Source organism: Candidatus Njordibacter sp. Uisw_002 (assembly GCF_047730155.1).
Taxonomy (GTDB): Bacteria; Pseudomonadota; Gammaproteobacteria; order Pseudomonadales; family Balneatricaceae; genus Njordibacter.
Genome location: NZ_CP159832.1, coordinates 200,393 through 226,030 on the forward strand (window position 1 = coordinate 200,393; position 25,638 = coordinate 226,030).

Annotated in this window: 22 protein-coding genes; 7 read left to right on the forward strand and 15 right to left on the reverse strand. The window is 44.2% G+C overall.

Annotated features, from left to right (window positions below; genetic code table 11):
* Positions 1-9: 9 nt before the first annotated feature.
* From ABXT42_RS00980 to gpmI, 3 genes are read right to left on the reverse strand one after another with little or no spacing between them, the layout of a single operon-like run.
* Positions 10-1,233 (reverse strand): S41 family peptidase, encoded by a 1,224-nt coding sequence (locus tag ABXT42_RS00980; RefSeq protein WP_443628518.1) that lies wholly within the window; start codon positions 1,231-1,233, stop codon positions 10-12.
* Between the two features lie 8 nt (positions 1,234-1,241).
* Positions 1,242-2,393, reverse strand: a complete 1,152-nt coding sequence (locus ABXT42_RS00985) for a murein hydrolase activator EnvC family protein (protein ID WP_443628519.1) — start codon at positions 2,391-2,393, stop codon at positions 1,242-1,244.
* Positions 2,380-3,924, reverse strand: a complete 1,545-nt coding sequence (gene gpmI, locus ABXT42_RS00990) for a 2,3-bisphosphoglycerate-independent phosphoglycerate mutase (RefSeq protein WP_443628520.1) — start codon at positions 3,922-3,924, stop codon at positions 2,380-2,382. The genes ABXT42_RS00985 and gpmI overlap by 14 nt, the downstream gene beginning before the upstream one ends.
* 139 nt (positions 3,925-4,063) lie before the next feature.
* Between gpmI and ABXT42_RS00995 the strand changes: the two genes are divergently transcribed.
* Genes ABXT42_RS00995 through secB form a run of 3 tightly spaced genes read left to right on the forward strand, consistent with a single transcriptional unit; the run spans position 4,064 to position 5,365 of the window.
* The gene (locus ABXT42_RS00995; protein WP_443628521.1) at positions 4,064-4,480 is read left to right on the forward strand and encodes a rhodanese-like domain-containing protein; all 417 of its coding nucleotides are present in this window, start codon (positions 4,064-4,066) and stop codon (positions 4,478-4,480) included.
* A 25-nt stretch (positions 4,481-4,505) separates the two neighbouring features.
* The gene (grxC, locus tag ABXT42_RS01000; protein WP_443628522.1) at positions 4,506-4,790 is read left to right on the forward strand and encodes a glutaredoxin 3; all 285 of its coding nucleotides are present in this window, start codon (positions 4,506-4,508) and stop codon (positions 4,788-4,790) included.
* 41 nt (positions 4,791-4,831) lie between these two features.
* Positions 4,832-5,365, forward strand: coding sequence for a protein-export chaperone SecB (gene secB / locus ABXT42_RS01005; RefSeq protein ID WP_443628523.1), 534 nt, complete (start codon positions 4,832-4,834; stop codon positions 5,363-5,365).
* Positions 5,366-5,377: 12 nt separating this feature from the next.
* On the opposite strand, the gene trmL is transcribed toward secB, so the two are convergent.
* The 4 genes from trmL to glnA form a co-directional block, all read right to left on the reverse strand.
* Complete coding sequence (trmL, locus tag ABXT42_RS01010) at positions 5,378-5,836, reverse strand: tRNA (uridine(34)/cytosine(34)/5-carboxymethylaminomethyluridine(34)-2'-O)-methyltransferase TrmL (RefSeq protein ID WP_443628524.1); 459 nt, start codon at positions 5,834-5,836, stop codon at positions 5,378-5,380.
* 114 nt (positions 5,837-5,950) lie between these two features.
* Positions 5,951-7,342: a nitrogen regulation protein NR(I) gene (ntrC, locus tag ABXT42_RS01015; protein ID WP_443628525.1), complete on the reverse strand. Its 1,392-nt coding sequence runs from the start codon at positions 7,340-7,342 to the stop codon at positions 5,951-5,953.
* Entirely contained in the window at positions 7,339-8,412 is a 1,074-nt protein-coding gene (gene glnL / locus ABXT42_RS01020) for a nitrogen regulation protein NR(II) (protein WP_443628526.1), read from the reverse strand. The genes ntrC and glnL overlap by 4 nt, the downstream gene beginning before the upstream one ends.
* 97 nt (positions 8,413-8,509) lie before the next feature.
* A complete protein-coding gene (gene glnA, locus ABXT42_RS01025; RefSeq protein WP_443628527.1) occupies positions 8,510-9,916 on the reverse strand; it encodes a glutamate--ammonia ligase in 1,407 nt (468 codons plus the stop codon).
* A 478-nt stretch (positions 9,917-10,394) separates the two neighbouring features.
* Here glnA and typA point away from each other — a divergent pair, with 478 nt between their 5' ends.
* From typA to ABXT42_RS01040, 3 genes are all read left to right on the forward strand, one after another.
* On the forward strand, positions 10,395-12,203 hold the full coding sequence (gene typA, locus ABXT42_RS01030; RefSeq protein ID WP_443628528.1) for a translational GTPase TypA: 1,809 nt from the start codon (positions 10,395-10,397) through the stop codon (positions 12,201-12,203).
* A 198-nt stretch (positions 12,204-12,401) separates the two neighbouring features.
* Entirely contained in the window at positions 12,402-12,785 is a 384-nt protein-coding gene (locus tag ABXT42_RS01035; RefSeq protein WP_443628529.1) for a hypothetical protein, read from the forward strand.
* A 254-nt stretch (positions 12,786-13,039) separates the two neighbouring features.
* A complete protein-coding gene (locus ABXT42_RS01040; RefSeq protein ID WP_443628530.1) occupies positions 13,040-13,351 on the forward strand; it encodes a polyhydroxyalkanoic acid system family protein in 312 nt (103 codons plus the stop codon).
* Between the two features lie 65 nt (positions 13,352-13,416).
* Here the strand turns inward: ABXT42_RS01040 and hslU are convergent, their stop codons facing one another.
* From hslU to ABXT42_RS01065, 5 genes are all read right to left on the reverse strand, one after another.
* Complete coding sequence (hslU, locus tag ABXT42_RS01045; RefSeq protein WP_443628531.1) at positions 13,417-14,742, reverse strand: ATP-dependent protease ATPase subunit HslU; 1,326 nt, start codon at positions 14,740-14,742, stop codon at positions 13,417-13,419.
* A 12-nt stretch (positions 14,743-14,754) separates the two neighbouring features.
* A complete protein-coding gene (gene hslV / locus ABXT42_RS01050) occupies positions 14,755-15,294 on the reverse strand; it encodes an ATP-dependent protease subunit HslV (RefSeq protein WP_443628532.1) in 540 nt (179 codons plus the stop codon).
* A 124-nt stretch (positions 15,295-15,418) separates the two neighbouring features.
* Positions 15,419-16,000 (reverse strand): SPOR domain-containing protein, encoded by a 582-nt coding sequence (locus ABXT42_RS01055; protein WP_443628533.1) that lies wholly within the window; start codon positions 15,998-16,000, stop codon positions 15,419-15,421.
* A 2-nt stretch (positions 16,001-16,002) separates the two neighbouring features.
* Complete coding sequence (gene argS / locus ABXT42_RS01060; protein WP_443628534.1) at positions 16,003-17,760, reverse strand: arginine--tRNA ligase; 1,758 nt, start codon at positions 17,758-17,760, stop codon at positions 16,003-16,005.
* Positions 17,761-17,840: 80 nt separating this feature from the next.
* Positions 17,841-20,030 carry a primosomal protein N' gene (locus ABXT42_RS01065; RefSeq protein ID WP_443628535.1) on the reverse strand — a complete coding sequence of 730 codons (2,190 nt, stop codon included), beginning with the start codon at positions 20,028-20,030 and terminating at the stop codon, positions 17,841-17,843.
* Between the two features lie 293 nt (positions 20,031-20,323).
* Here ABXT42_RS01065 and rpmE point away from each other — a divergent pair, with 293 nt between their 5' ends.
* Positions 20,324-20,536, forward strand: coding sequence for a 50S ribosomal protein L31 (gene rpmE, locus ABXT42_RS01070; RefSeq protein ID WP_443628536.1), 213 nt, complete (start codon positions 20,324-20,326; stop codon positions 20,534-20,536).
* 88 nt (positions 20,537-20,624) lie between these two features.
* Here the strand turns inward: rpmE and ABXT42_RS01075 are convergent, their stop codons facing one another.
* From ABXT42_RS01075 to ABXT42_RS01085, 3 genes are all read right to left on the reverse strand, one after another.
* Positions 20,625-22,340: a SulP family inorganic anion transporter gene (locus ABXT42_RS01075; protein WP_443628537.1), complete on the reverse strand. Its 1,716-nt coding sequence runs from the start codon at positions 22,338-22,340 to the stop codon at positions 20,625-20,627.
* Between the two features lie 107 nt (positions 22,341-22,447).
* Entirely contained in the window at positions 22,448-24,898 is a 2,451-nt protein-coding gene (locus ABXT42_RS01080; RefSeq protein WP_443628538.1) for an ABC transporter permease, read from the reverse strand.
* On the reverse strand, positions 24,891-25,592 hold the full coding sequence (locus ABXT42_RS01085; protein WP_443628539.1) for an ABC transporter ATP-binding protein: 702 nt from the start codon (positions 25,590-25,592) through the stop codon (positions 24,891-24,893). Before ABXT42_RS01085 ends, ABXT42_RS01080 begins: the two co-directional genes overlap by 8 nt.
* Between the last annotated feature and the right edge of the window lie 46 nt (positions 25,593-25,638).

Sequence of the window (25,638 nt, forward strand, 5' to 3'; positions counted from 1 at the left end):
TGCATTATATTATTTTTTAGTAACTGTAGATTTAAGCAGCTCTATAGCGGTGGTTAGCTGCAGGTCATCTTGAGCGTCTGTATCTGTGTTACTTACACTTAAGTCAGGCTCGATGCCTTTTAAGTGAATGTTATGGCCAGCCGGTGTGAAGTAGTATGCCGTTGTGAGCTTAACACCTGCGCCTTGTGGCAGTGAAATGATAGATTGAACAGAGCCTTTGCCAAAGCTAGTATCCCCCATAAGTTGGCCACGTTTATGGTCTTTTATAGCACCTGCCACTATTTCTGAAGCTGAGGCGCTACCATTGTTTATTAACACCATTAAAGGCAAACCTTCACTTGGGTCTGCATTACTAGCCTCAAAACGGAGGTTGTCTTCAATTTGACGGGCTTGGGTAGTCACGATGACACCTTTAGTTAAAAATGCATCAGCTACTTTTGCTGCTGCAGACAAAGTGCCCCCGGGATTATTTCTTAAATCCAATACCCAGCGATCAGCCCCAGCTTTTTTTAAGGCCTGCATTTGTGTTATCAAATCTTCTCCAGTTTGATCTTGAAAAAGACTAATACGCAGATAGCCCACATTGCCTGACATTAGCTCACTGCGAACACTCTTGGTAGTGATGATTTCACGCGTTAAGGTAACGCTAAAGGTTTCCCCATTACGCAATATCGTCAGTGTAATTGAAGAGCCAATATCACCTGCCATCAGCTGCACTATGTCATGTACATCTAGCCCTTTTATAGTTTCATCTTGTACGTGAGTAATCCAGTCCCCAGGCTTTATACCCGCACGAGATGCTGGGCTATTGTCGATGGGTGTAATAATCCGAATAAAGTTTCCCTCAGGGACTATTTCTATGCCAATACCTGGATATTCTCCCTTGGTATCTTGTTGTAATGCTGCCATGTCTTGCGCATCTAAATAGCTGGAAAAGCGGTCAAGTTTTAAAATCAAACCTTCAAGTGCCAGCTGCAGTAGCTGTGCATCTGTTTTGGGTGTGACATGATTTTGGCGGATACGTTCATATACAGCCACGAAGGCCTGTAGCTGTGCTAGCGGCACAGCTTTATCCACATTCGTACCAGCAGGCGCGACGCTAACTTGCTGTGGTGGAGTGTCGGCAAGGGTCTGTGAAACGCTAAAACTGCCCAGAAAAAAAGCTAAAATCAGGTGCGCAACAGATTTTCTAAATGGTTTTTTTGTAGTTAGCTTGGTGAGTTTATTTCTCATAGCGTGTTTTATTGCAACCATTGTTTAGGATTTAAAGGATTGCCTTGTTGGCGTAATGAAAAGTATAAGGCAGCTTGAGTATTACCGCCAGATTTACCACTACTTGCGATAAGCTGCTGTGCTGCAGCCTGCTCGCCAGTGGACAAATAAAGTGCTTGATTGTGTCCATATAAGCTTAAAAACCCATCACCATGATCTAGCATGATAACTAATCCATAGCCTTTTAACCAATCTGAAAAGACCACACGCCCACCATGTATGGCCTTCACGTCTGAGCCTTCTGGAGCGGCAATCAACCAGCCTTGTTGGCTTAAAGGGTAGCTGATTTGTGATACACCAAAGCGATTGAGCACTTTACCTTTTAGTGGCCAAGGTAAAAGGCCTTTAGCCCTAGCCAGTGGGGTATCAGCAACTTGGATATTGGCTTTGGCAAGGGCGATTTGTATCTGCTCTAGCAAGTCTTGTGCTTGTATTTGATCGGTTTTAGCGTTGCTCAAGCGCTGAGCTTTTGACAGCTTTACGCTATTTAAAGCGTTAAGAGTGCTCGAAAGTTTAGTTTTAGCTTGTTTTAAGCTTTGCGTTTGGGCGTTTAACTTTTGTGCCTGTTGCTGCAACTCCAGGGTGATATCAGCTTGCTCTTGTTGTACTTGAGTCAGTCCGTCTAAGGTCTGGCGATAAGCAGCCATTTGTTCAGCACTGGCTTGGTTTAAATACTGGTAGTACGCCATGTTGCGAGCTAAGGCGGAAGGGTTATCCAAGCTAAGCAGTACGCTACTGGTGGAGCTTTTACCCTGTTGATATTGGCGTTGTAACTGGCTACTTAACAGCTGTTCTTGCTCTGCTAAGGCATCTTGGAAGTGGCTTGATTGTAGTTCTAGTTTTTCAAGAAGTGAGGTGGACTGTTGGCTTGTGTGTTTATTTTCTTTGATCGCTTTACTTAGGGAGCTTATTTTTTTTTCACTTTTTTGTAACTGTTGTTGTATGTCAGAGGCTTGGCTTTGTGCGGTTTTAAGCCAAGTCTGTAAGCTACCAATATCACTTTGGAGTTGCTGCACGCGTTGCTTTACTTGCTGCTCAGTATCGGCAGATAAGTAGGTGCTCAACACAAGCAGCAACCCAAGAGTTAAGTGAGCTATAGTGCGCAACTTAGTTAAATTCAACCAAATTATGACCAGTCATTTCTTTGGGTTGATCCAAGTTCATTAAGTGCAGCAGTGTAGGTGCTAAGTCTGCCAGTACACCCGAGGACAGTTTGGCATTGCCATTTCTGCTGCTTACATACACTAAAGGTACAGGCCACAAAGTATGGGCTGTATGGGGCTGCCCAGTAGTGGGGTTCGTCATAAGTTCTACGTTGCCATGATCAGCAGTAATTAAGGCTTCACCATCTACTTTTTCTAAAGCAGTAATAATGCGTGCAAGGCAAGCATCTACGGCTTCAACAGCTTTTACGGCAGCGTCAAATTTGCCAGTATGTCCCACCATATCTGCGTTAGCAAAATTACATACGATTAAATCATAGTTGCAACTTTCTATAGCCGCTACAAGTTTGTCTGTAAGTTCTGGTGCACTCATCTGTGGTTGTAAGTCATAGGTGGCAACGTCAGGTGAAGGAATAAGTTCGCGGCTTTCTCCTGGGTAAAGTGTTTCTTGGCCCCCACTAAAAAAGAAGGTGACGTGAGCGTATTTTTCAGTTTCAGCGATACGCAGCTGGGTTTTTCCATTATTCGCCATCACTTCGCCAATGTCATTTTTTAAATCACTGGGAGGAAAAGCGCATGCCGTGTCTATATTGGCGCTGTATTGAGTCATCATCACAAATTCAGCAAGATCAAGAGTATCTCCTCGATCAAAATGATCAAACTCTTCATCTACAAAAGCTTGGGTTATTTCGCGGGTGCGATCTGGTCTAAAGTTAACACAAATCACAGTGTCACCATCTTCTATGGTAGCCGCTTGGCCTGCCTGATCTACAATCACCGTTGCAGGCACAAACTCATCAGTATTATTATTCAGGTAAGACTCTTGCAATGCACTTAGAGCCGACAAACATTCATGTTCTGCTTCACCATAACGCATTGCACGATATGCACTTTCTACCCTCTCCCAGCGTTGGTCTCGGTCCATGGCATAGTAGCGACCACATAAGCTGCCAATGCGGCCACCTAGAGGTTCCAGTACATCCATCAGTGCCTGGATATAATTTTGCGCTGAGTTTGGCGCAGTATCTCTGCCATCTAGCCAGGCATGCACTACAATAGATGAAGCGCCGCGTTTATGGGCCAGCTGACACGCAGCAAACAAATGATCTTGATGGCTATGCACGCCGCCATCAGATAATAATCCGCAAATATGTACTGTGCCTTTATTTGCTACGGCTTTATCAATGGCAGCTAAAATGACTGAATTGGTATTAAAGTCGCCATCTTTTATGGCTTTGCTAATGCGGGTGTAATTTTGATACACAACGCGACCAGCGCCAATATTCATATGCCCTACTTCTGAGTTGCCCATTTGTCCATCGGGCAAGCCTACATCAGCCCCAGAAGTGCCTACTAAGCTGTGGCAGTGGTTTGCTAAAAGAGCATCCCAAGTAGGGGTAATTGCAGCTTCAATGGCATTGGAAGTAGATGATTTGCTTTGTCCCCATCCGTCAAGAATGATGAGGGCTTTTGGGCTAGAAGTAGTCATGGTGTCTTTTATTGGCAAATAGGGCTTTATATTTTAGCAGTCTGCCTCCAATTTATCCATGCTATGGCGTATAATGCTGCCGGACTTGTCGTCCTTATGACGGCCCAGAACCTATAAATCGTTTGGAATAATAAAACTTATGGAACGTTACATCGAATTTGCAATCAATCACTGGGAAATGGTTTTGGCCTTACTGCTAACATTGTCGGTGTTACTGATCACAGAAAGGCGCAAAGCTGCCCCGTCTGTTTCTCCCCAACAAGCCACTGTGTTATCCAACGCAGAAGATGCTTTACTGTTAGATATTCGTACACCTGCAGATTTTAAAGCAGGACGTGTGATTGGTTCTAAAAACATTCCTTTTGCAGATTTAACAAAACGTATGTCAGAGCTTGAAAAACACAAGAACAAACCCATTGTTATTATATGTAAGACTGGTCAGACAGCATCTGGTGCTGCCAATCTGTTAAAAAAGGCAGAGTACACTAACGTGTCGCGTATGGCAGGTGGTATGGCTGAATGGACAGGGCAAAATTTGCCACTTGTTCGTAAATAATAGCGTTAAAACAAAGGCTAAGTACATGACCCAAAACGCACCAGCAAAAACGGCTAACAAGGTGACGATCTATAGCTCTAATCTATGTGGCTTTTGCTTTCGAGCAAAACGGTTGCTTGATAGCAAAGGCGTAGCCTACGAAGAAATTAATGTAGATCAGCGTAATGATTTACGTCAACACATGATGCAAATTACAGGTCGGCGCTCAGTGCCGCAAATTATAATCAATGGCGATGCTATTGGTGGCTGTGATGAACTGTATCTGTTGGATCGCCAGCAAAAGTTAGATCCCTTGCTAGTTGCCTCGTAAACGAAGTAACTCCATATAAATTATATCAAAGAGAATTAAGCATGAGCGAAGAAGAAAAAGGCGCACCAGCACCAGCACCAGCACCAGAAAATAGTGGCCAACCACAAATTATGATTCAGCGCGTCTATCTAAAAGACTTGTCTTTTGAGTCACCTAATTCACCACAGTCTTTCACAGCAGAGTGGAAGCCAGAAGTGAGCGTAGATTTAAATAGCCAAGCCCGCCAGCTTAACGAAACTTCTTTTGAGGTGGTTTTGCGTATCACTATCACTGCTAAAGCGGAAGATAAGACGGTTTACTTAACTGAAGTTCAGCAAGCAGGCTTGTTCCACATTGCCAATGTCCCACAAGAGTCCATGGGTCAAGTATTAGGTGCATTTTGTCCTAATATTCTATTCCCGTATGCTCGTGAAGCTGTTGATAGCTTAGTGCAACGTGGTAGTTTCCCTGCGTTAATGCTTGCGCCTGTAAATTTTGATGCTTTGTTTGCACAGAACATGGCTCAAAAAGCTGCTCAAGCTGCTCCAGCTGCTCCAGGTGAAGAAAGCGAACCTGCTCCAGAACAAACTCACTAAATATTAGTTTGCTTAGCTTGCGCCTTCGTAATTAAGTTGGCGCCATGCTTCATAAACTGTAATAGCCGCACAATTTGATAAGTTCAAACTGCGGCTTTCTGCCGTCATGGGCAGGCGAATTCTACCATCACATCTCTCCCTGATCTCCTCAGGTAGGCCACGGCTTTCTGGGCCAAACAATAAAGCGTCATGCTTTTTAAACTTTGCCTTACTGAAACAATCACTGCCCTTGGTAGTCATGGCGTAAATGGTTTTAGGCGCTACACTTGCAATGAAATCGTCGTAGCTTTTGTGCACCTGCATGCGCGCCCATTCATGATAATCTAATCCAGCACGCCTTAGCGCCTTGTCTTCTAGTTTAAAGCCTAGGGGTTCAATTAAATGTAGCTGAAATCCTGTATTTGCGCATAGACGAATAATATTGCCTGTATTTGGAGGAATTTCTGGTTCAAATAGTACAACGTGTAACATGGTATTTTTAAGTCTCTAGGCAAATGTATACTTTCAACAATCAACTAATGTTTTAGTAACAACCTTAGTATTTGTTACAGATGGCGTTATTACAACACACTTGAACAACTGAAGCTAAAGCCCAAGCTCGTTAATTTTTCTAGTGAGTGTATTCCTGCCCCAGCCCAATAGCTGAGCTGCTTCTCTGCGGCGGCCATTTGTGTACTTAAGGGCTTCTTGAATCATAATGGTTTCAAACGCAGGCAAAGCTTTGTCTAAAAGTGGTTGCTGATTAAGTTGCAATTCTCTTTTAGACCATCTTGAAAGAGCTTCTTGCCAACTGTCTTGTACACTGGGTTTGGTCGTTTGTGCATGCAACTCTGGTGGCAGGTCACTCACTAATATTTGGTTGCCACTGCCCATAACACTTAACCAGCGGCATACATTTTCTAGTTGGCGCACATTGCCAGGCCAATCAAATGTTTGTAAATGAGCGGCGGCGGCACTAGAAAGGGTTTTTGTTTCAACCGCAAGCTCTTTGGCGCTACTCACTAAAAAGTGTCTGGCTAACGCTGGAATATCTTCGCTACGCTGGTTTAGATTTGGCAAAGGAATACGGATAACATTAAGTCTATGAAATAAATCTTCTCGGAACAATCCTTGCTCTACACGTTTGGTTAAGTCTTGATGGGTAGCTGCAATAATGCGCACATCTACTTTGACTAAATTATGACCACCCACGCGATAAAACTCGCCATCAGCTAACACTCTTAATAGTCGGGTTTGAGCTTCGGCTGGCATATCGCCAATTTCATCGAGCAATAATGTGCCCCCATGAGCTTGTTCAAAGTGGCCTTTACGCTGGCTAACCGCGCCTGTAAACGCACCTTTTTCATGACCAAACAGTTCTGATTCGATGAGGTCTTTTTGAATCGCAGCCATGTTCAAGGGAATAAAAGGCTGCTTAGCTCTTGGGCTGTGTTGATGCAACGCTTGAGCAATTAGCTCTTTACCAGTGCCTGAGGCACCATTGATCATGACCGTCATGTTGGATTGTGACAGACGACCAATAGCTCTAAACACTTCTTGCATGGCAGGTGCTTCACCAATTATTTGAGCGCTAGGCTTTTGTGGTTCAGGTGCTGTTGGGACTGCTTGTTGTTGTGCATGTTGCAGGCCTCGTTGCGTCAAGGCTACTGCGTCATTTATGTCAAACGGCTTGGGCAAATAGTCAAATGCGCCGCCTTGATAAGAGGCAACAGCGCTATCTAGATCTGAGTGAGCCGTCATAATAATGACGGGGATATGTTCAACCTGCTGCTGCAGGCGTTGTAATAGGGTTAGGCCATCAAGGCCTGGCATGCGAATGTCGCTAATAATTAAATTAGGGGCGTCAAAGTCAAGTGCGTCCAGCAACTGCTGACCATTTTCAAAACTACGACTGGTTATCTTTGCCTGTTGTAAGGCGCGCTCTAGCACCCAGCGAATAGCATGGTCATCATCTACAATCCATACATCTTGGCTCATGGGTTATTCTCCATGGGTAAATAAATATTAAAGCAGGTTTGGCCTTTTTGGCTATTACATTCAATAAGGCCTTGGTGCTGCTGTATAAGGCTTTGGGCTATACTTAATCCTAAGCCCGTGCCCTGGGCACGACGAGTGACTAGGGGGAAAAAAATATCTTCTATAAGATCTGCTGCTATGCCTGGGCCATTGTCAATAATGCTGATACAACACACCAGACGATGACAGGTGTTGCCTATGGTAAAGCGCCTAACGGCTCTTGTTTTTAGGCTGATTTGTCCAGGCTGAATGTCATTCTCAAGCAGTGATTGTAATGCATTACGACCTACATTTAGCAGCACTTGAGTGATCTGGTTAGCGTCAATAAGAAGCTCTGGTAAGCTAGGATCATAGTCGCGTATTAGTTGTATTTGCTCACCTGCTTCGGCTTTCAACAGCTGCTCAATTTTGTCCAACACTTGGTGGATGTTGTAGCGTTGCTTTTGCGTTTGACGTTGTGGGCCAACTAACCGGTCAACAAGATCTCTTAAACGATCAGCTTCAGAGATAATGATGTCGGTAAACTCGTGGAGTGAGGGGTCTAGCTCGCGTTGTAAGAGTTGTGCAGCACCACGAATTCCACCTAGGGGGTTTTTTATCTCGTGGGCAAGGTTACGCACAAGATTTGCCGATGTCTGCTGTTGGGTGGACATGCGGGCTTCTTGCGTGAGCTTTTTCACACGTTCTAAAGGCTGAATTTCTAGGGCCAAGCTGCCGTGTTCATCCACTGCGGTCACGCTCAAGTCTACCCATAACATCCGACCATTGGTTTGTTGTATCTGGGTGTCACGGCTAGTGAAAGATTGTTGTTGTTTCGAGCTGTGCTCTAGCTGCTGTTTTAAAAGAGGGTCAAGTAATAATAAGTTACTGACAGGTTCTAGCTGCATCTGATAATGGCTGGCACGAAACAAATTTTCGGCAGCTAGGTTCAGAGCAACAATTTCCATACGAGCGTTAATTAAAACGATGGCCGTAGTTAAGTGATTAACCAGGCCGGCTAGAGCGTTGCTTGTTTGCTGTGGATTAGGCATTGCACTCCCTTTGATCATCGCTGTAAAAATATAGCGCACCAAAATAGTGCACACGCTTTGCTTAAAAAGCCCTCCTTAGAGGGCTTTTATTATCAGATTAGCAAGAGTAGTAAAGGCCAAACTCAACAGGGTGAGTTACGCTGTTTACAGCTTCTACTTCGCCATTTTTAAGCTCAATGTAAGCGTCAATCATTTCATCAGTAAATACGCCGCCACGGGTTAAGAACTCGCGATCTGCTTCCAAACTATCAAGTGCTTCTTCTAAGCTTCTAGCTACTGTAGGAATAGCCGCTGCTTCTTCTGCTGGAAGGTCATACAAATCCTTATCAGCTGCATCGCCTGGGTGGATCTTGTTCTGGATGCCGTCAAGGCCTGCCATTAGCAATGCTGCAAAGCACAAGTATGGGTTAGCAGTGGGGTCAGGGAAGCGCACTTCTACGCGACGACCGCGTGGGTTACTTACATAGGGTATACGAATAGACGCAGAGCGGTTACGAGCTGAGTAAGCTAGCATAACAGGAGCTTCAAAACCTGGAACTAAACGCTTGTAAGCGTTAGTAGAGGCGTTGGTAAACGCGTTAAGAGCTTTAGCGTGCTTAATGATGCCGCCGATATAATACAAAGCCATATCTGACAAGCCACCATAGCCGTCACCAGCAAAAAGGTTAACGCCATCTTTCGCAATAGACTGATGCACATGCATGCCAGAACCGTTGTCACCAACAATTGGCTTAGGCATAAAGGTAGCGGTCTTGCCGTAGGCGTGGGCAACATTGTGTACGCAGTATTTAATAATCTGTACTTCGTCAGCCTTGCGGATTAGCGTGTTGAACCGTGTGCCAATTTCGTTTTGGTTAGCGGTTGCCACTTCATGATGATGTACTTCAACTTCAACGCCCATCGCTTCCATGGCATCGCACATTGCGCCACGCATGTCGTGAGATGAGTCCACTGGAGGTACTGGAAAATAACCACCCTTAATGCCTGGGCGGTGGCCAGTGTTGCCGCCTTCAATAGTTGCGTTAGACTGCCAAGCTGCTTCTTCAGAATTGATTTCGTACATGGCGCCTTGCATATCGGCTTTCCACTTAACATCATCAAATACAAAAAACTCTGGCTCTGGGCCAAAGAAGGCAGTGTCGCCGATGCCTGTAGATTTTAGGTATTCTTCAGCTCGGGCTGCAACTGAGCGCGGATCACGATCATAGCCTTGCATGGTGGCAGGCTCAATAACGTCACAACGCACATTTACAGTAGTTTGTTCGGTGAATGGATCTAGTACTGCAGAACTATCATCAGGCATGATGATCATATCGGAGTCGTTAATGCCTTTCCAGCCAGCAATTGATGAGCCGTCAAACATTTGGCCTTCAGAAAAGAAATCTTCATCTACAACGCGAGCCGGAATGGTCACGTGGTGCTCTTTGCCTTTGGTGTCAGTGAAACGTAAATCGACCCAGCGTGCTTCGCTGTCTTCGATCATCTTAATGGTATTTGCAGACATAGAGTCTCTCCAATAAAAACCAGCTTAGTGCCAGTGGGTTACATGTTCGGTTACCAGCGGATGAGCTGGCATTACTAGTTATAGTATAGCAACGCGCGTGCCAACTTTGCTTTAATTTCTTCAAAGCGTAAAAAAAGACTAATCTGCGCCATTTTGGATATTATTCCATGATTTTTTTAGTCGATTACTCTATTTACTATGAGTTATTGTATTTTTTTTCAAAAACGCTATGAGCCAGATGTTTTTGTTTAGGTATTTTGCACTAAAAGGAGTCACTTTTAAACCAATATTGCACCATACTAGTGCGATATTTAAAAAAACACAAATCTCAAAGAAATAACCTCCTTGTTTGCACCTTAAGTGCTGTGTTGTCTGGTTAGTTTTGCTATAATTCGCGCTGCATTTTTTTGGCGCTGCACTCAAGTCGCGCCCATACGTATCTTGGCCGTGTTCTATTGAGGCCGTTTGGAGTAGTGAGATGATCGAAAAGTTAAGAAATGTGGCGATTGTAGCCCACGTAGACCATGGTAAAACCACCCTGGTAGACAAGTTGCTAGAACAATCCGGCACCCTAGATCGTCGTGACCAAGGCACTGAACGCCTTATGGACTCTAACGACCAAGAAAAAGAGCGCGGTATTACCATTACAGCAAAAAACACCGCTGTAAGCTGGAACGGTTACCATATCAACATCGTAGACACACCAGGGCACGCCGATTTTGGTGGTGAAGTTGAGCGTGTTTTATCTATGGTAGATTGTGTGTTGTTATTGGTTGATGCTGTAGATGGCCCGATGCCACAAACACGTTTTGTGACGCAAAAGGCATTTCAGCAGGGCCTTAGCCCAATCGTAGTAATCAACAAAATTGACCGTCCTGGCTCACGTCCTGATTGGGTTATGGATCAAGTGTTTGACTTGTTTGACTCTTTAGGTGCCACAGACGAGCAGTTAGACTTCCCTGTAATGTACACCTCTGCCATTAATGGCATCGCTGGTACATCGCCGGACAACATGGCTGATGATATGACGCCACTGTTTGAATCATTAGTTGAAAATGTTAAGTCTCCCAATGTAGATCTTGAAGGTCCTTTGCAGATGCAAATTTCTGCCCTTGACTACTCAAGCTATGTTGGCGTTATCGGTGTAGGCCGTATTAAACGCGGTAGCATGAAAGTAGGTCAGCAAATCAAAGTCGTTGCATCTGATGGCAAGGTGCGTGCAGCTAAGCTACAAAATGTAATGAGTTATATGGGCCTTGAGCGTATTGATGTAGCCACAGCTCAAGCGGGCGATATCGTTTGTGTTACAGGTATAGATGGGCTTAATATTTCTGATACGATTTGTCACCCAGATCATGTTGAAGCATTACCTGCTCTAAGCATTGATGAACCAACCGTATCTATGACCTTTCAAGTGAACGATTCACCGTTTGCTGGCTTAGACGGAAAATTTGTAACCAGTCGCAACATCCGCGACCGTTTAGATCGTGAGTTAATTCATAACGTTGCTTTGCGTGTTGAGCCAGGCGACTCGCCAGATCGTTTCGTAGTGTCAGGCCGTGGTGAGTTGCACTTGTCAGTGTTAATTGAAGCCATGCGTCGTGAAGGTTTTGAGATGGGTGTAGGCCGTCCACAGGTTATCGAAAAAGAAGTAGATGGCGTGAAGATGGAGCCATACGAATCAGTATTGATCGATTGTGAAGATCAGCACCAGGGTTCTTTGATGGAAGAAATGGGTCGCCGTAAAGCGGAAATGACTAACATGGAACCAGATGGTAAAGGCCGCACTCGTTTAGAGTTTATTATTCCTTCACGCGGTTTGATTGGCTTTCGAGGTCAGTTCTTAACCTTAACTTCTGGCAGTGGTGTAATGACTTCTGTGTTTGACCACTATGGTCAAGTGAAACAAGGTGCTCTAGCTGAGCGTGAGAAGGGTGTATTAGTGTCTATGGTTAAAGGCAAGATCTTAGCTTTTGCTTTGTTTAACTTACAAACACGTGGACGTTTGATGGTGGAGCCAAACATTGATGTATACGAAGGTATGTTGATTGGCGTTCATAGCCGTGGTAATGATTTAGCAGTTAACCCAACCAAGGGTAAGCAACTTACTAACATCCGTGCTGCAGGTACTGATGAAAACATCGTGCTTAGCCCACCTATCCGTTTCTCACTAGAGCAAGCGCTTGAGTTTATTGAAGACGATGAGCTGGTAGAAGTTACACCTAACTTTATTCGTTTACGTAAGCGTCTACTTACAGAAAATGCACGTAAGCGCGCACCTAAGTAAGTTAAGTTGGTTAAGTACTATCTAGTGAAGTCACAATGATATTAAAAAAGCCGATCACTGATCGGCTTTTTTGTGGATATTACACATTCAATTAGATATTGCTGTCTGGTGTTAGCTTTCTGATAACTTAAAGCACTGAGGAACTTGCTACTATAAACGTTGTCTTTGTTAAGTGTTAAGTAAGAGATATGGAAATTCATGAATAAAATCATTATGGTATTAGCTTGTATGTGGCTTGTGGCTTGTGCCAACTCCGCTTCAAATTCAAATCCTAGTTTAAGTAATGGCGCAACGGATAACTTGCCTAGCTTTACGGTGGGTTATGATGCATTTAGCTGTGACCAGCTGTATTCAGAGGCCAGGCGTATTACTGTGCAGGCAAAGGATATAGCAGGAGTGAGAGATGAAGACGCGAAAATGGAGCGTTTGGAGTTTGTAGGCGGTGTATTGTACTGGCCAGTTTTGTTTTTGGTAGATGGCAGTGGTGACTCAAAAGCTGGACAGGCTGAATACGAGCAACTCAAGAATCGTCTATTAAGTTTGTCTGATTGGATGCTAACTAAGGAATGCGTCCGCCAATAACCAAATAAAAGACATAAAAAAAGCAGCTCGGTTGAGCTGCTTTCTGTGGCTGGTTTATTTTTATTATTAAGCCAAAGGGTATATTTTTTTCTTATTGCGCTTTTTATTTTTATTTGCGCTGAGGGGATATTACCAACATTGAGCACAGTGTCTAATACTTAAAAGTTATATATTGCTTTCAAAAAGATATATAAAAAATGGTAATCCTCCTCTAGTCGTCAACGAGGTTGTTTATGGGCGTTAGCAATACTAATATGGCGTCTTCAATCTATTATCTTTGTGATTCCCTTATGGCCAATATACACGTTTTACATCCACACCAGCGCACTATGTTGCAAGCCCGCGAAGCGGTGCAGGTTTTTTCTACTAAACTTGAGGCAAAGTTAGGGGTGACAAGTGTTTGGAACGATGATGTATTGATACTTGAGCGACAAGGTGTAAAAGGCACTATGGCGCTAACAGAAGGGGTAGTAGAGGTAAAACTAACCCTTGGATTAATGCTAACTCCCATGAAAGGGCAAATCGAAGCAGAAGTTAACAAGCAGCTTACGCGCTGCTTAGGGTGAACCATTAGCTTATAAGGCCGTGCCAACATGGCAGGACGTTATAAGCTTGTATGCACAGAGTCCAGCTACAATATATAACGACTCAAATCCTGGTCCTTCACAAGATCTTGTAGGTTTTTATCGACGTATGTTTGGTTAATCACTACTTTGGCCCCTGCGGCTTGATTGGCTGTAAACGACAGGTCTTCTAGCAAGCGCTCCAGTAGCGTATGCAAGCGACGTGCGCCAATGTTCTCAGTGCTCTCGTTCACCTCAAAGGCAAGCTCTGCGATACGTTTAACGCCATCTTCGCTAAACTCTAGATCAACCCCTTCTACCTTAAGTAAGGCTTTATACTGCTGAGTGAGTGAGTAATTAGGCTCTACTAGAATGCGTGCAAAATCTTCAGGGCGAAGTGCATTTAACTCAACCCGAATAGGCAAGCGCCCTTGCAGTTCTGGAATTAAGTCTGAAGGTTTAGCAACGTGGAATGCACCAGACGTAATAAACAGGATATGATCTGTTTTCACCATGCCGTATTTAGTAGTGACAGTGCAGCCTTCAATCAATGGCAATAAATCACGTTGTACCCCTTCGCGTGATACATCGCCACTGCCGCCTTCTTGTCGCTTAGCTATCTTGTCTATTTCATCTAAAAATACAATGCCATTTTGCTCTACCGCATCTAAGGCTTTTTGTTTAAGGTCTTCTTCTTTCACTAAGCCTGCTGCTTCTTCATCTTGTAACTGTTTTAGAGCATCGGCAATGTTCATTGTTTTGGTTTGCTTTTTGTCTTTGCCTAAATTAGCAAACATACCTTGAAGTTGGTTAGTCATGTCTTCCATGCCAGGAGGCGCCATGATTTCTACACCCATAGGAGAATTTGACACTTCAATTTCTATTTCTTTATCATCTAGCAGGCCTTCTCGTAGCTTCTTACGAAACACTTGACGGGTACCTGATTCTTTAGTGTCTGACGTACCCTCATTACCCCGTGCAGGTGGCAAAAGTACATCTAAAACACGCTCTTCTGCACGATCTGCTGCTTGGTTAGCAACGGTTGTCATAGCCTCCTCACGCAACATCTTCATGGACGTTTCCATAAGGTCTCGAATAATAGACTCTACATCACGACCCACGTAACCGACTTCTGTAAACTTTGTGGCTTCAATTTTGATAAAAGGAGCATTTGATAGCTTTGCTAAGCGCCTAGCAATCTCAGTTTTACCCACGCCTGTAGGGCCGATCATCATAATATTTTTAGGTGCAATTTCCGCCCGCATATTGGGTTCAAGTTGCATGCGACGCCAGCGATTACGCAAGGCAATAGCGACGGCTCGTTTGGCGGCGTCTTGGCCGATAATGTGATTATCAAGTTGGCTGACGATTTCAGCTGGGGTCAGTTGAGACATGGTTGCGCCTTATTATTTAGCTTGAGCAGTAAAGTCAATGGTTTCGATAGTGGTTTGGTGATTGGTGAAAACGCAAATGTTAGCAGCAATATCTAGACTCTTAGCGACAATATCGTGGGCAGATAGCTGTGTGTTATCTAATAAGGCCAACGCTGCAGCCTGGGCAAAGTTACCACCAGAGCCAATAGCAATAAGCCCGTGTTCTGGCTCTATGACGTCACCAGTGCCGCTTATAATCAAGGAGGCGTCTTCATTAGCAACCACTAGCATAGCTTCCAACTTTCTTAACGCTCGATCGCTACGCCACTCTTTGGCAAGCTCTACAGCTGCACGCACCAGTTGACCGTGGTGTTTTTCTAGTTGGCTTTCAAAGCGCTCAAATAAAGTAAATGCGTCAGCGGTGCCGCCGGCAAACCCTGCAATGACTTTGTCATGATATAAGCGGCGTACTTTTCGGGCATTACCTTTCATTACGGTGTTGCCTAAAGAAACTTGCCCGTCGCCACCTAAGACAACTTGGTTACCGCGGCGTACTGATACAATGGTGGTCATGTTTCATTCCTAATTAATGATAAAGCTAGAGGATGCGCTATAGATATCTACGTGTGTGAAAATGCTATAGTTTTAGAATGGGGCCAAGACACTAAAATTCAAGCGTAAAAGCGTTAACCCACTATTAGTTAGCGCTTTTATTGATGCGAATGGATTCAATACCTTGTTGGGCAAGTATATCTTCAGCTTTATTGAGGGTAGAGCGGTTACTAAATGGCCCAATACGAACACGGTACCAAACAGAGCCACTACTGGACACTGTTTTTTCTGCTACGACATTGTTCATGTTTAGCAAAATTAACTGTGCCCGTAATCGGTTGGCGTCAGCAAGTTTACGAAAAGACCCTGCTTGCAATAAAGTGTTGGTCTTCTTTAGAGGATCTTTAGGTGTGGAAATGTAAGCCTCCACTTGCCCAGGGATCACTTCACTATCAGGTAGTAAAGTGTAGAAATCAAATTTGTCTTTTTGTTCAGCCTTTGGCGTTGTACTTTTGGGCGCCAATGTAGCTGCTGGGGCAGCGCTGTTGGCGGTTTTTTTAGCTACTGCAGAGCTGACGTTCACATCATCGGGCTGTTGGGATAGCATGACAAGAGCCAACAGAAAAGCCATGCTCACCGCTAGGGTAAATACCATTACCCAGCGCGACACTAGCGGTTTTTTTTGCTTCTTCTTGGGCTTTCGTTTAGCGTAATCGTGAGATGCCATGCCTACATATGCTCCGGTGCATCAACACCTAAAAGGTCTAGTCCGTTAGCCATTACTTGGCGTGCCGCCATACAAAGGCACATCCGAGCGTTACGCAGTGGCACATCATCAATCACCATCCTGTGGGCATTGTAGTAGCTATGGAAGTTGCCAGCTAAGTCTTTGAGGTAATGAGCAATTTGATGAGGTTCGTGATTACTGGCAGCGTTAGCAAGGACTTCAGGGTAAAGTGCAATCTGCTGCATTAAGGTAATTTCAGCGGCTTCCTTGAGTTTTTCCAGTTGCTTAAGCCCCATGGCGCTATCCCATGCCATATTTTCCTGCGCCAACCTATTAATTAAGGTGCAAATGCGAGCATGGGCATACTGAATATAATATACAGGGTTATCTTTGCTTTCTGTTTTTGCAAGTTCTAAGTCAAAATCCATGTGTTGTTCAGATTTACGAGTGACATAAAAAAAGCGTGAAGCATCTTTTCCAACTTCTTCTCGAAGCTCGCGTAAGGTAACAAATGAGCCACTGCGAGTAGACATTTGTACGCGCTCTTCGCCGCGATACAAAATAGCAAACTGCACAAGTTTTACCACTAATCTTTTGGGATCTATTCCCAAGGCTTCAAGTGCAGCTTTTACGCGAGTGATGTAGCCATGATGATCTGCTCCCCAAACATTAATAACAGTATCCATGCCACGCTCAAACTTGTTCAAATGGTAGGCAATGTCAGATGCGAAGTAGGTCGTTTGGCCATTATCACGTTTAACTACACGGTCTTTGTCATCACCAAAAGCTGTCGAGCGAAACCACAAAGCTCCACCGTCTTCATACACGTGCTCTTGCTCTTGTAACTTTTTGATGGCGCGATTGATTTGGTCATCTTGATCTAGGCTGCGTTCAGAGAACCAGTGTTGGTAGTCCACACCAAAGCCGTGTAGGTCTTGCTTGATATCATCACGAATAGAATCAAGGCCCGCATCAAACACTAACCAGTAGTCACTTTCGCCTAGCAAATCTTTAGCACGAGCAATCAAATCGTCGATGTGTTTCTCTTTATCACCTTCAGGGCCATCGGCATGTAAATTTGCCATAACTTGGGTGGCACTATGTTTAAGACGATCGCCTGCACTTTGGTGGAGTTGCTCAGCGATATCCTTAACATAAGCGCCTTGATAACCGTTGCTAGGAAAAACAATGTCTTCACCAGCTTGTTGTAGATAGCGTAGCCATACACTGGCGGCCAATATGTTCATTTGGCGGCCAGCATCGTTGACGTAATATTCCCTTTCTACCTCATAGCCAGAAGCTTCAAGCAAATTAGATACACTCGCACCGTATGCCGCGCCACGACCATGGCCAACATGCAAAGGACCGGTAGGATTGGCAGATACAAATTCAACTTGTACTTTATGGCCTGCGCCACTGTTGTTGCGGCCAAATTTTTCACCTTCTTCAAGCACTTTACCAATAATGGCTTGTGTCGCATCTTGGCTGATGAAAAAGTTAATGAACCCTGGGCCTGCAATCTGGGTTTTTGTCACAGATGCTGATGCAGGCAAATGACTGCATATTAGCTGCGCAATGTCTCGTGGTTTGCGGCGTGCAACTTTAGCTAAAGTGAGGGCGACATTACATGCAAAGTCGCCATGTTGCTTGTCTTTGGTATTATCGATTTGTATCTTAGCGACAAGATCAGCGTCAAACTCACCTGCGGCTTTTAGAGCATCGATGGCGTCTTGAATAAGGTCTGCAATATGTTGCTTCATGGTGGTGTTTTAGCTTCTAAAAGGTTTAAGTGCGTCGCCGAAAATAAGGCGGTAACAACGAACTGTTGATCAACGGTTAATTATCCCAGTTCTTGCGGGTCTATGTCTAGGCTCCAGCGTATTTTACGTGCTGCAGGGTGTTGATCTAATAAGTGGCACAATTGCGCAACTAACTGCTGTAATAGCTTACGACTAGGGTGTTGTAGCTGTAATTGAGCACGATAGTAATGTGCGCGACGGGCCATAAAAGCGGGCATAGGCCCAAATAGGAGTAAAGACTCAGTGAGTGTTTGCAATGCAGGGTCTTGTATTTGCTCACCTAGCCAGCTTAGTAGAGCAAAAGCCTGTGTAGCATCTTTGGCTTGAGCATGAAATAAAGCCATATGACCCAAAGGAGGTAGGCCACTTTTGTGCCTGCTGGTAAGCTCTTGTTCGGCAAAGGCATTATAGCCTTGGTTGACTAAAATATTGATTGTGGGATGGTCCGCTTGATAAGTTTGGATCACCGCAGTGCCTGGTATTTTTGCCCGCCCAGCTCGGCCTGCAGTTTGTACTAGCAGTTGTGCGAGCTTTTCTGGCCCCCGAAAGTCACTACTAAATAGGCTCGCATCCGCATCTAAAATAGCCGCTAAGGTAACATTGGGAAAGTGATGGCCTTTTGCCAACATTTGGGTGCCCACCAACAAGCATGGTTTGCCCAGGTGAACTTGTGCAAGCATCGCTTCTAAACTGCCTTTTTTGCTTGTCGTGTCTCTATCTATACGGTGCACAGGTATATTTGGGAACAAAGTATTTAGCTGCTCTTCTGTGCGTTCGGTACCTTGGCCTAGGGGCTTTAATTGGTGGCTTTGGCATTGTGGGCAATATAGATACACCGGTTGTTGGTGTTCGCAATGATGGCAGTGTAGCCGTGGAGGCCTACGGTGCAAGGTCATATTTGCATCACATGCTGGGCATTGTGCAGTTGAACCACAAGACTGACATTGTAGGCTAGGAGCAAAACCTCGACGATTAAGCATCAATAACACTTGATGACCTAAATCTAGTTGGACTTGGATCATGGCTTGCAACTGTTCAGATATACCCGCGCTTTGTGGCTGATTGCGTAAATCGACTACTTCGTAGGTTTGCGTGCTGGCTATGCCGGCACGTTGAGTCAATAACCATTGGCTAAAGCGGCCTCGGGCCACATTGGCTAAGCTTTCCAATGATGGAGTGGCAGAGCCTAATAAAATAGGGATCTTGGCATTTGATGCTCGTTTTATAGCTAAGTCACGGCCATGATAACGAAAACCTTCTTGTTGCTTGTAAGCTTGGTCATGTTCTTCATCAATAATGATAAGGCCTAAGTCTGGAATAGGAGTAAATAAGGCAGAGCGGGTGCCAATGATAATGTCAGCCTGTCCAAGCCCAGCTTGTTGCCAAGCGTTAAGTCTTTGGTGCTCTGTAAGTCCAGAGTGCAAGGCCAATACGCGATTATTAAAGCGTTGTTCAAGACGCTGGAGTAGTTGGTGGGTAAGGCCTATTTCAGGCACTAATAAAAGTGTTCTTTTACCAGCAATTAATTGATCTGCAATGGCTTGGAAATACACTTCAGTTTTGCCACTACCTGTTACCCCATTTAAGAGACTGCAGCTAAATACATCTTTTACCTTAGACAAGTGCGCTACAATCTTTTCTTGTTCTGAATTTAGTTCTAGCGCCTTTTCAGCAAGCTGCAAGTTGACGCTTTGAGGTTTTGGATAGCTGGTAGTGAGCCATTTTTTGTCTAAAAAAGGCTTTAGCTGACTGGGTTTAATATCGATGCTTTTTAGTTGGTTCAAATTAAAAGCTGGCGCTAATTTTCGAAGTTGTGCCCAAAGTATTTGCTGTTTTTTTGCCCTGCCAAATTCAACCTCTACATCAGCGATTTGCCAATTGAGTTGAATGAGTTGATTTTGTATTGGTTGTCTTAGTTTAGCAGGCAGTAAATGCATCAGTGAGTCACCTACTGGGTGATTATAGTAATCTGCCGCCCATAGGCCTAATTCCCATAGATATTGAGGCAATAGTGGCGTTTCATCTAATACTTGAATAATAGGTTTAAGCTTTTTAAAATCAACATCTGTGGTTTTATTAACCCCCACTATGAGGCCTACTCGCTCGCTGCGGCCAAAATTGACACGCACGCGTAAACCTATCTTTGGCGTATAAGAGGCCTTAGTTTCCTCTGTTGCTAAATAAGTAAACTCTTGACGTAGGCCAGTTGCGAGGACAATTTGTAGATACATAAATACTAAAAGTTAGTTCAATAAAGGCAGTTGAGTTAGGAAAGATATCCTACACCAAAGTAGTTGTGTTTGTGGCTCTTTAGTAAGATTAACTACACTTTGAGCATTACTAAACGCGGTCTCGCTAAAAAGGCTTGCTTATCTGGAGTTGTCTGGTAGAATTTCGCCTCTATTTTTATGGCTTGCCGATTTTCGGTTAGCTAATTTTGAAAGAGATCTTTGAAAGATCTCTGATCGGTGCGGTGCTTGGCAATAGATCAAGTGGCGGCGCCATAACCCTGAGGTTATTTCCCATGCAAAAAGATATCCATCCTAAGTACGAAGCAATCAAAGCAACATGTTCTTGTGGCAACGTTGTAGAGACACGTTCTACATTATGCAAAGACATGCACATTGATACGTGTTCTGCATGTCACCCGTTTTATACTGGTAAGCAGAAGAACATCGATGTTGGCGGCCGTATTGATCGCTTTAATAAGCGTTTTGGTGCTCGCGTAACTAAGTAATTAGTTTAGGCTTGTGCAATTTAAAAACCCCACCCTGGGCAACCACGGTGGGGTTTTTAGTATCTAAAATCTAGGTTTTAATAACAACTTAGCGATTTTCACAGCCACTGCAGCTGTGGCCACTCAACTTAGTATCAATGGCGCTAAGGGCTAGAGCTTTGGTGGCAAACATATTACGCTTTCCAATAGTTTTTATATGGCCGTTACGGATAATGGGTTTAATCACTGTGCCATTAAGGTTACAAAGGTATAATCCTCCACCTTTGGCGGCCAAACGTTTAGCCTCGTTGGCTAATAAAGCTGTGCCTGCCAAATCTATAAAGTTAATTCCACTAGCCACAATTAGTACATGCTTTTGTGGAATGCTCATCAACGCTGTTTGCACATAGTCTACGGCACCAAAAAATATAGACCCATCAATACGTATAATTTTAATAGCCTCACATTCAGGCATACCGGTCTTTTTAGCATCCACTAGCATCTTGGCACCTTTACTACTGGCTAACACCGTGATGTTAGGTTTAGACGTGCGACGTAAATACAGCACTAATGACAAAAGCACACCCAAATAAATAGCAAACTCCATGGGTAATAACAAAGTAGCCGTAAAGGTGACACTGAAAACCATGGTTTCACTTTTGCCAGCACGGTAGATGATTTTTATGTGATGACCATCAATCAGATTCCATGACACCATCAATAATATTGCGGCCATGCTAGGTAAGGTGATGTAAGCAGCTAAGGGTGCAAATAACAGTACAATAATGGCAAGAAATAGTGCCGCAAATAGGGCGGCCAAAGGGCTTTTTGCCCCTGCTTCATAATTCACCCCAGTGCGAGTAAATGAACCAGAAGTGGCGTAGCTTGAGGAAAAGCTGCCTAGAATATTAGACATGGCTTGGCCAATAAATTCTTGATTGCCATGGATTTGTTGGCCTGAGCGAGTAGCTACAGAGCGAGCAATAGATACAGCCTCCACTAGGCCTAATAAGCCTAATGCCATAGCGCCAGGTGCCAGCTGACGTAATAAGTCCCAGCTCATCAATGGAGCAGATAAAGGTGGTAATTGTGATGGTATCTCACCAACTAGGGCAATATCACTAGCGCCTAACCAAGAAGTTAGAAGCAGCAATTGGGTAGCTAGACTGCCCACCACCATCGCTATGAGCATGTTAGGCCAGCTTTTGCGCCAGCGCTTCACCCCAATAAGAGTGATTAAAGTAAGTGTGGCAATAAAGAAACTAGGCAAATGTGTTGCCAAAATATTATCTGCCACCGCGACCCAATTGAGTATAAAGTGGCCACTAGAGGGCACATCTAAGCCTAAGGCATTTTTTATCTGACTTGTGGCGATCACTACTGCTGCGCCTGCGGTAAACCCAACTACTACAGAATGAGATACAAAATTGACTAAAGAACCCATGCGCACTAAAGATAAAATCAGCTGAAATAAACCTGCTAACAAAGTTAAAGTAAGCACTAAGCTTATGTAATCTGATGAGCCTACTTCGGCTAGGGGGCTGATGGTAGTAAACACTACAATTGAAAGTGCTGCGGTTGGGCCTGATATAAGGTGCCACGAAGAGCCAAATAAAGCGGCAACGATAGCAGGAACTATGGCGGCATATAGACCATATTCAGGAGGTAGGCCAGCAATTAACGCATAAGCTACACCTTGGGGTAGTACTATGATTGCTCCTGTGATGCCAGCCACTGCATCTTGGCGTACACTTTGTGGCGTAGTTTGCCTAGCCCAGCTTAAAAAGGGCAGAAATTTCAACAAATAAGTTAGGACCAAGGACATACATTACCTAATAAAAAAAGACTTGCTGTCTATTGTAATGTATTTTTTGTCCTTGGTATTTAAAACCTGCTTGATCTTTCATGTTTAGTAGTGGCTAATTAATTCAATTACCCTTGTCTTAGCGTTTTAAGAGGTGGTGCGGTGACTACTGTACGATTAAACCACCAGCCACAGCTACCGATGATGACCATCCCAGTGAATGGTGTAAGCACCCACAAAGGCCAATGCAGCTGCAATGGCATCTGAAATAATTGATGCTGTAATACAGCCACTAAAGCTTCAGCACTAACCCCCGCGATAAGCCCCGCTACAAAGCCAAGGCTAGCGTACTCTACCAATAAGATTGTGCGTATAAGAGACTTACTAGCCCCTAAAGTACGTAAAATGGCACTTTCATGGCGGCGTTCATCTATGCTAGCTTGAATGCTAGCTACAAGCACTAATATACCAGCGCCTAATACCATCACTAATATACTTTCAACAGCCAGAGAAAGCTGAGCCACTACACGTTGCACTTGCTGCAAAATTTGATCCACATCCAGCATAGAGATAGTAGGTTGTTGGCGCAATAAGGGGCCAATTTTGCTTCGATCCTGCGGAGCTATATAAACACTAGCCATATAGCTGGCACTGTTAGCATCCACCAGGGGTTGTGAAAAGACAAAAAAGAAATTGGGCTGCATGCTGCTCCAATCCACTTCTCTAATGTTGCTAAAGGTTGCTTTACGAGAGATACCGGCTACATTGAAGGTAAGGGTTTGGCCAAGTATTAAGCCCATATCTTGGGCATAGTCAGACTCTATAGACACTTCTAATGGGTTAGATGCGCCATTTTCCCACCATTGACCATCAATAACACTATTGCCAGGGGATAGCACCTCACTCCAGGTAAGGTTAAGCTCCCTGTCTCCACGAGGGTTGTCTACCTTAGGCTCTGTCAGTCTAGCTCTGGCAATAGGGTAGAAGGTTACCCCATCAGTGGTGAGCCCTTCTTGTTCCATTGAGGTCAGTAAAGACTCTCTTTGCTGCTGGTAAATGTTGAATAAAAATAAGTTTGGCGTATCTTGCTTTAGCTGTTGTTGCCAATCGTTAATTAAAAAGCTACGTACAGAAATCAGACTAAATAGCAGCATTAATGCTAACCCAAATATAGCCACCTGAAGACTATTTTGATTTTTTCTGCGAGCCAGGTTAGCAAAGCCTATTTTTCCACCTTGGCTAAGGTAGGGTCGCAGTCTATTGCCTAATTTAATTAACACGTTAGCTAGTAGGGCTAAAAGAGCTAATATAACGCTTACGCCTAAAATTAGGGCAGTACTAATTAATATAGACTGACTGTGCCAGTAAACCAAAGCTATTACTGCACCAAAGCCAATAATCAAATGGCCTAGGTTGGTCTTGCTTTGACTTGAAGATTGTCTAAATACTTGCGCTGGAGCAACTTTTGCCAGCGCCAACATGGGAGGTAATACAAAAGCTAACAAACATAATGTTCCAGTTGCTGCGCCCAGAATAAAGGGGGACAGGGGAGGTATGATAGATGATGCTTTAATATACTCAGACACAACTAACAATAAGCCTTGATACAAACCAAAAGCTAAAGGCAGGCTGATCAATAAAGCTATTAATGCCAAAAACACCATTTGACTGAGGTATAAAAGGCGCAATTGCTGAGGCTTGAGACCAAGACACTTAAGTAAAGCGACATGCTTTGCTTGCCTTAGGCTATAGCGACGAGCAGAAAGTGACAAGGCTACTCCTGCAAGCACTACGGCTAATGAACCTGCTAACAATAAAAACTGTTCTGCTTTATCAAGAGTAGCTGCCACATTGGCATTCCCATCTTGAGGGGATTGCCATGTTTGGTTGGAGGTAAGGTTAGGTGAGATATTTTCTTTGAGCGTGTTTAGGTCATCTTCCTTGCCCGCTAACAGCCACCTATGTCTCACTCTACTGCCCGTTTGTACAGCTTCAGTAGCTGCAAGGTCTGCTAGGTTCATCATGGCACTAGGAGCGAAACTTGAAAAGCCACTAGCTTGATCAGGTTCAGAAATCAGAATTTGGCTTATTTTTAGGCTCAGTTGGCCTACATCAATAGTCTCGTTGACAGACGCATTAAGGCTAGCAAGTAGGCGTGAATCGGGCCATATTTCACCTTGTTTGGGCCCATGTTCTATTACTTGGCCTACTTCAAAAGCTGCGCTGCTAACGCTGATCTCACCACGCAATGGGTAAGTGTCTGATACCGCTTTTATTCTTGCTAACTGCATGCCTTGATCAGCGAATACCATGGCTTGAAATTGACTAAGATGGGCTTGTTGCAAAGATAAGTCTAGCGCTTTTTCTCGCCATAGCGTGGGCACCGGTTGGCTGCTGTTCAGGCGTAAGTCTGCAGCGATTAAGTCTGCCCCTTGTGCCTGCATTGACTGTTTTACTTGATGTGTAAAAAGGCTAATGCTGGTGACACTGGTGGTGGCTAAGATTAAGGCGATCAATAATAAAGACAGCTCTCCTCCACGCCAGTCTCTCCAAGCTAATCGTGCAGCAAGCTTAAGCATGGGTCAGTTCCGTTAGCTTGCCTGCAGTTAAAGATAAGCGTCGTTGGCAGCGTTTGGCTAGTTGTAAATCGTGGGTAACCAATACTAATGTAGTTTGATGCTGTTGATTAAGGTCAAATAATAGCTCAATAATATGATGGCCAGTTTGTGTGTCTAAATTCCCCGTGGGTTCATCAGCAAATAAAATAGGCGCTTGGGCAGCAAACGCTCGGGCGATAGCCACACGCTGTTGTTCGCCACCGGAGAGCTGATTTGGGTAATGGTGGCCCCTCTCAGCAAGGCCCACATGGCTTAGGTACTTCTTTGCTAAATCTTTGGCGCCACTTGTGCCTTTTACTTCTAGTGGCAACATGATGTTCTCTAAAGCGGTAAGGCTAGGTAGCAACTGGAAACTTTGAAATATAAAGGATACGTTGTGCTTTCGAAGATCAGCTCGAGCCTCTTCATCTAGTTGGGTTAGATCTTTATGGGCTAAAAATATTTCACCATGACTAGGGCTGTCTAAACCTGCCATCATACCCAGTAAAGTAGTTTTTCCCGAGCCAGATGCACCCACTATAGCCACAGACTCTCCAGCTTCTATGGTAAAATTTACATCCTGCAGTATATGTAAATCGTTAGCTTGAGTGGTTTGCGGATTGGCTACAATTTGACTAACATTGCGGGCAGCCAAAAAAGGTGTGGAAAGGGACATAATAAGGACAACTCATTTATCTAGCGGGCGTGTATTATGGCGTCTG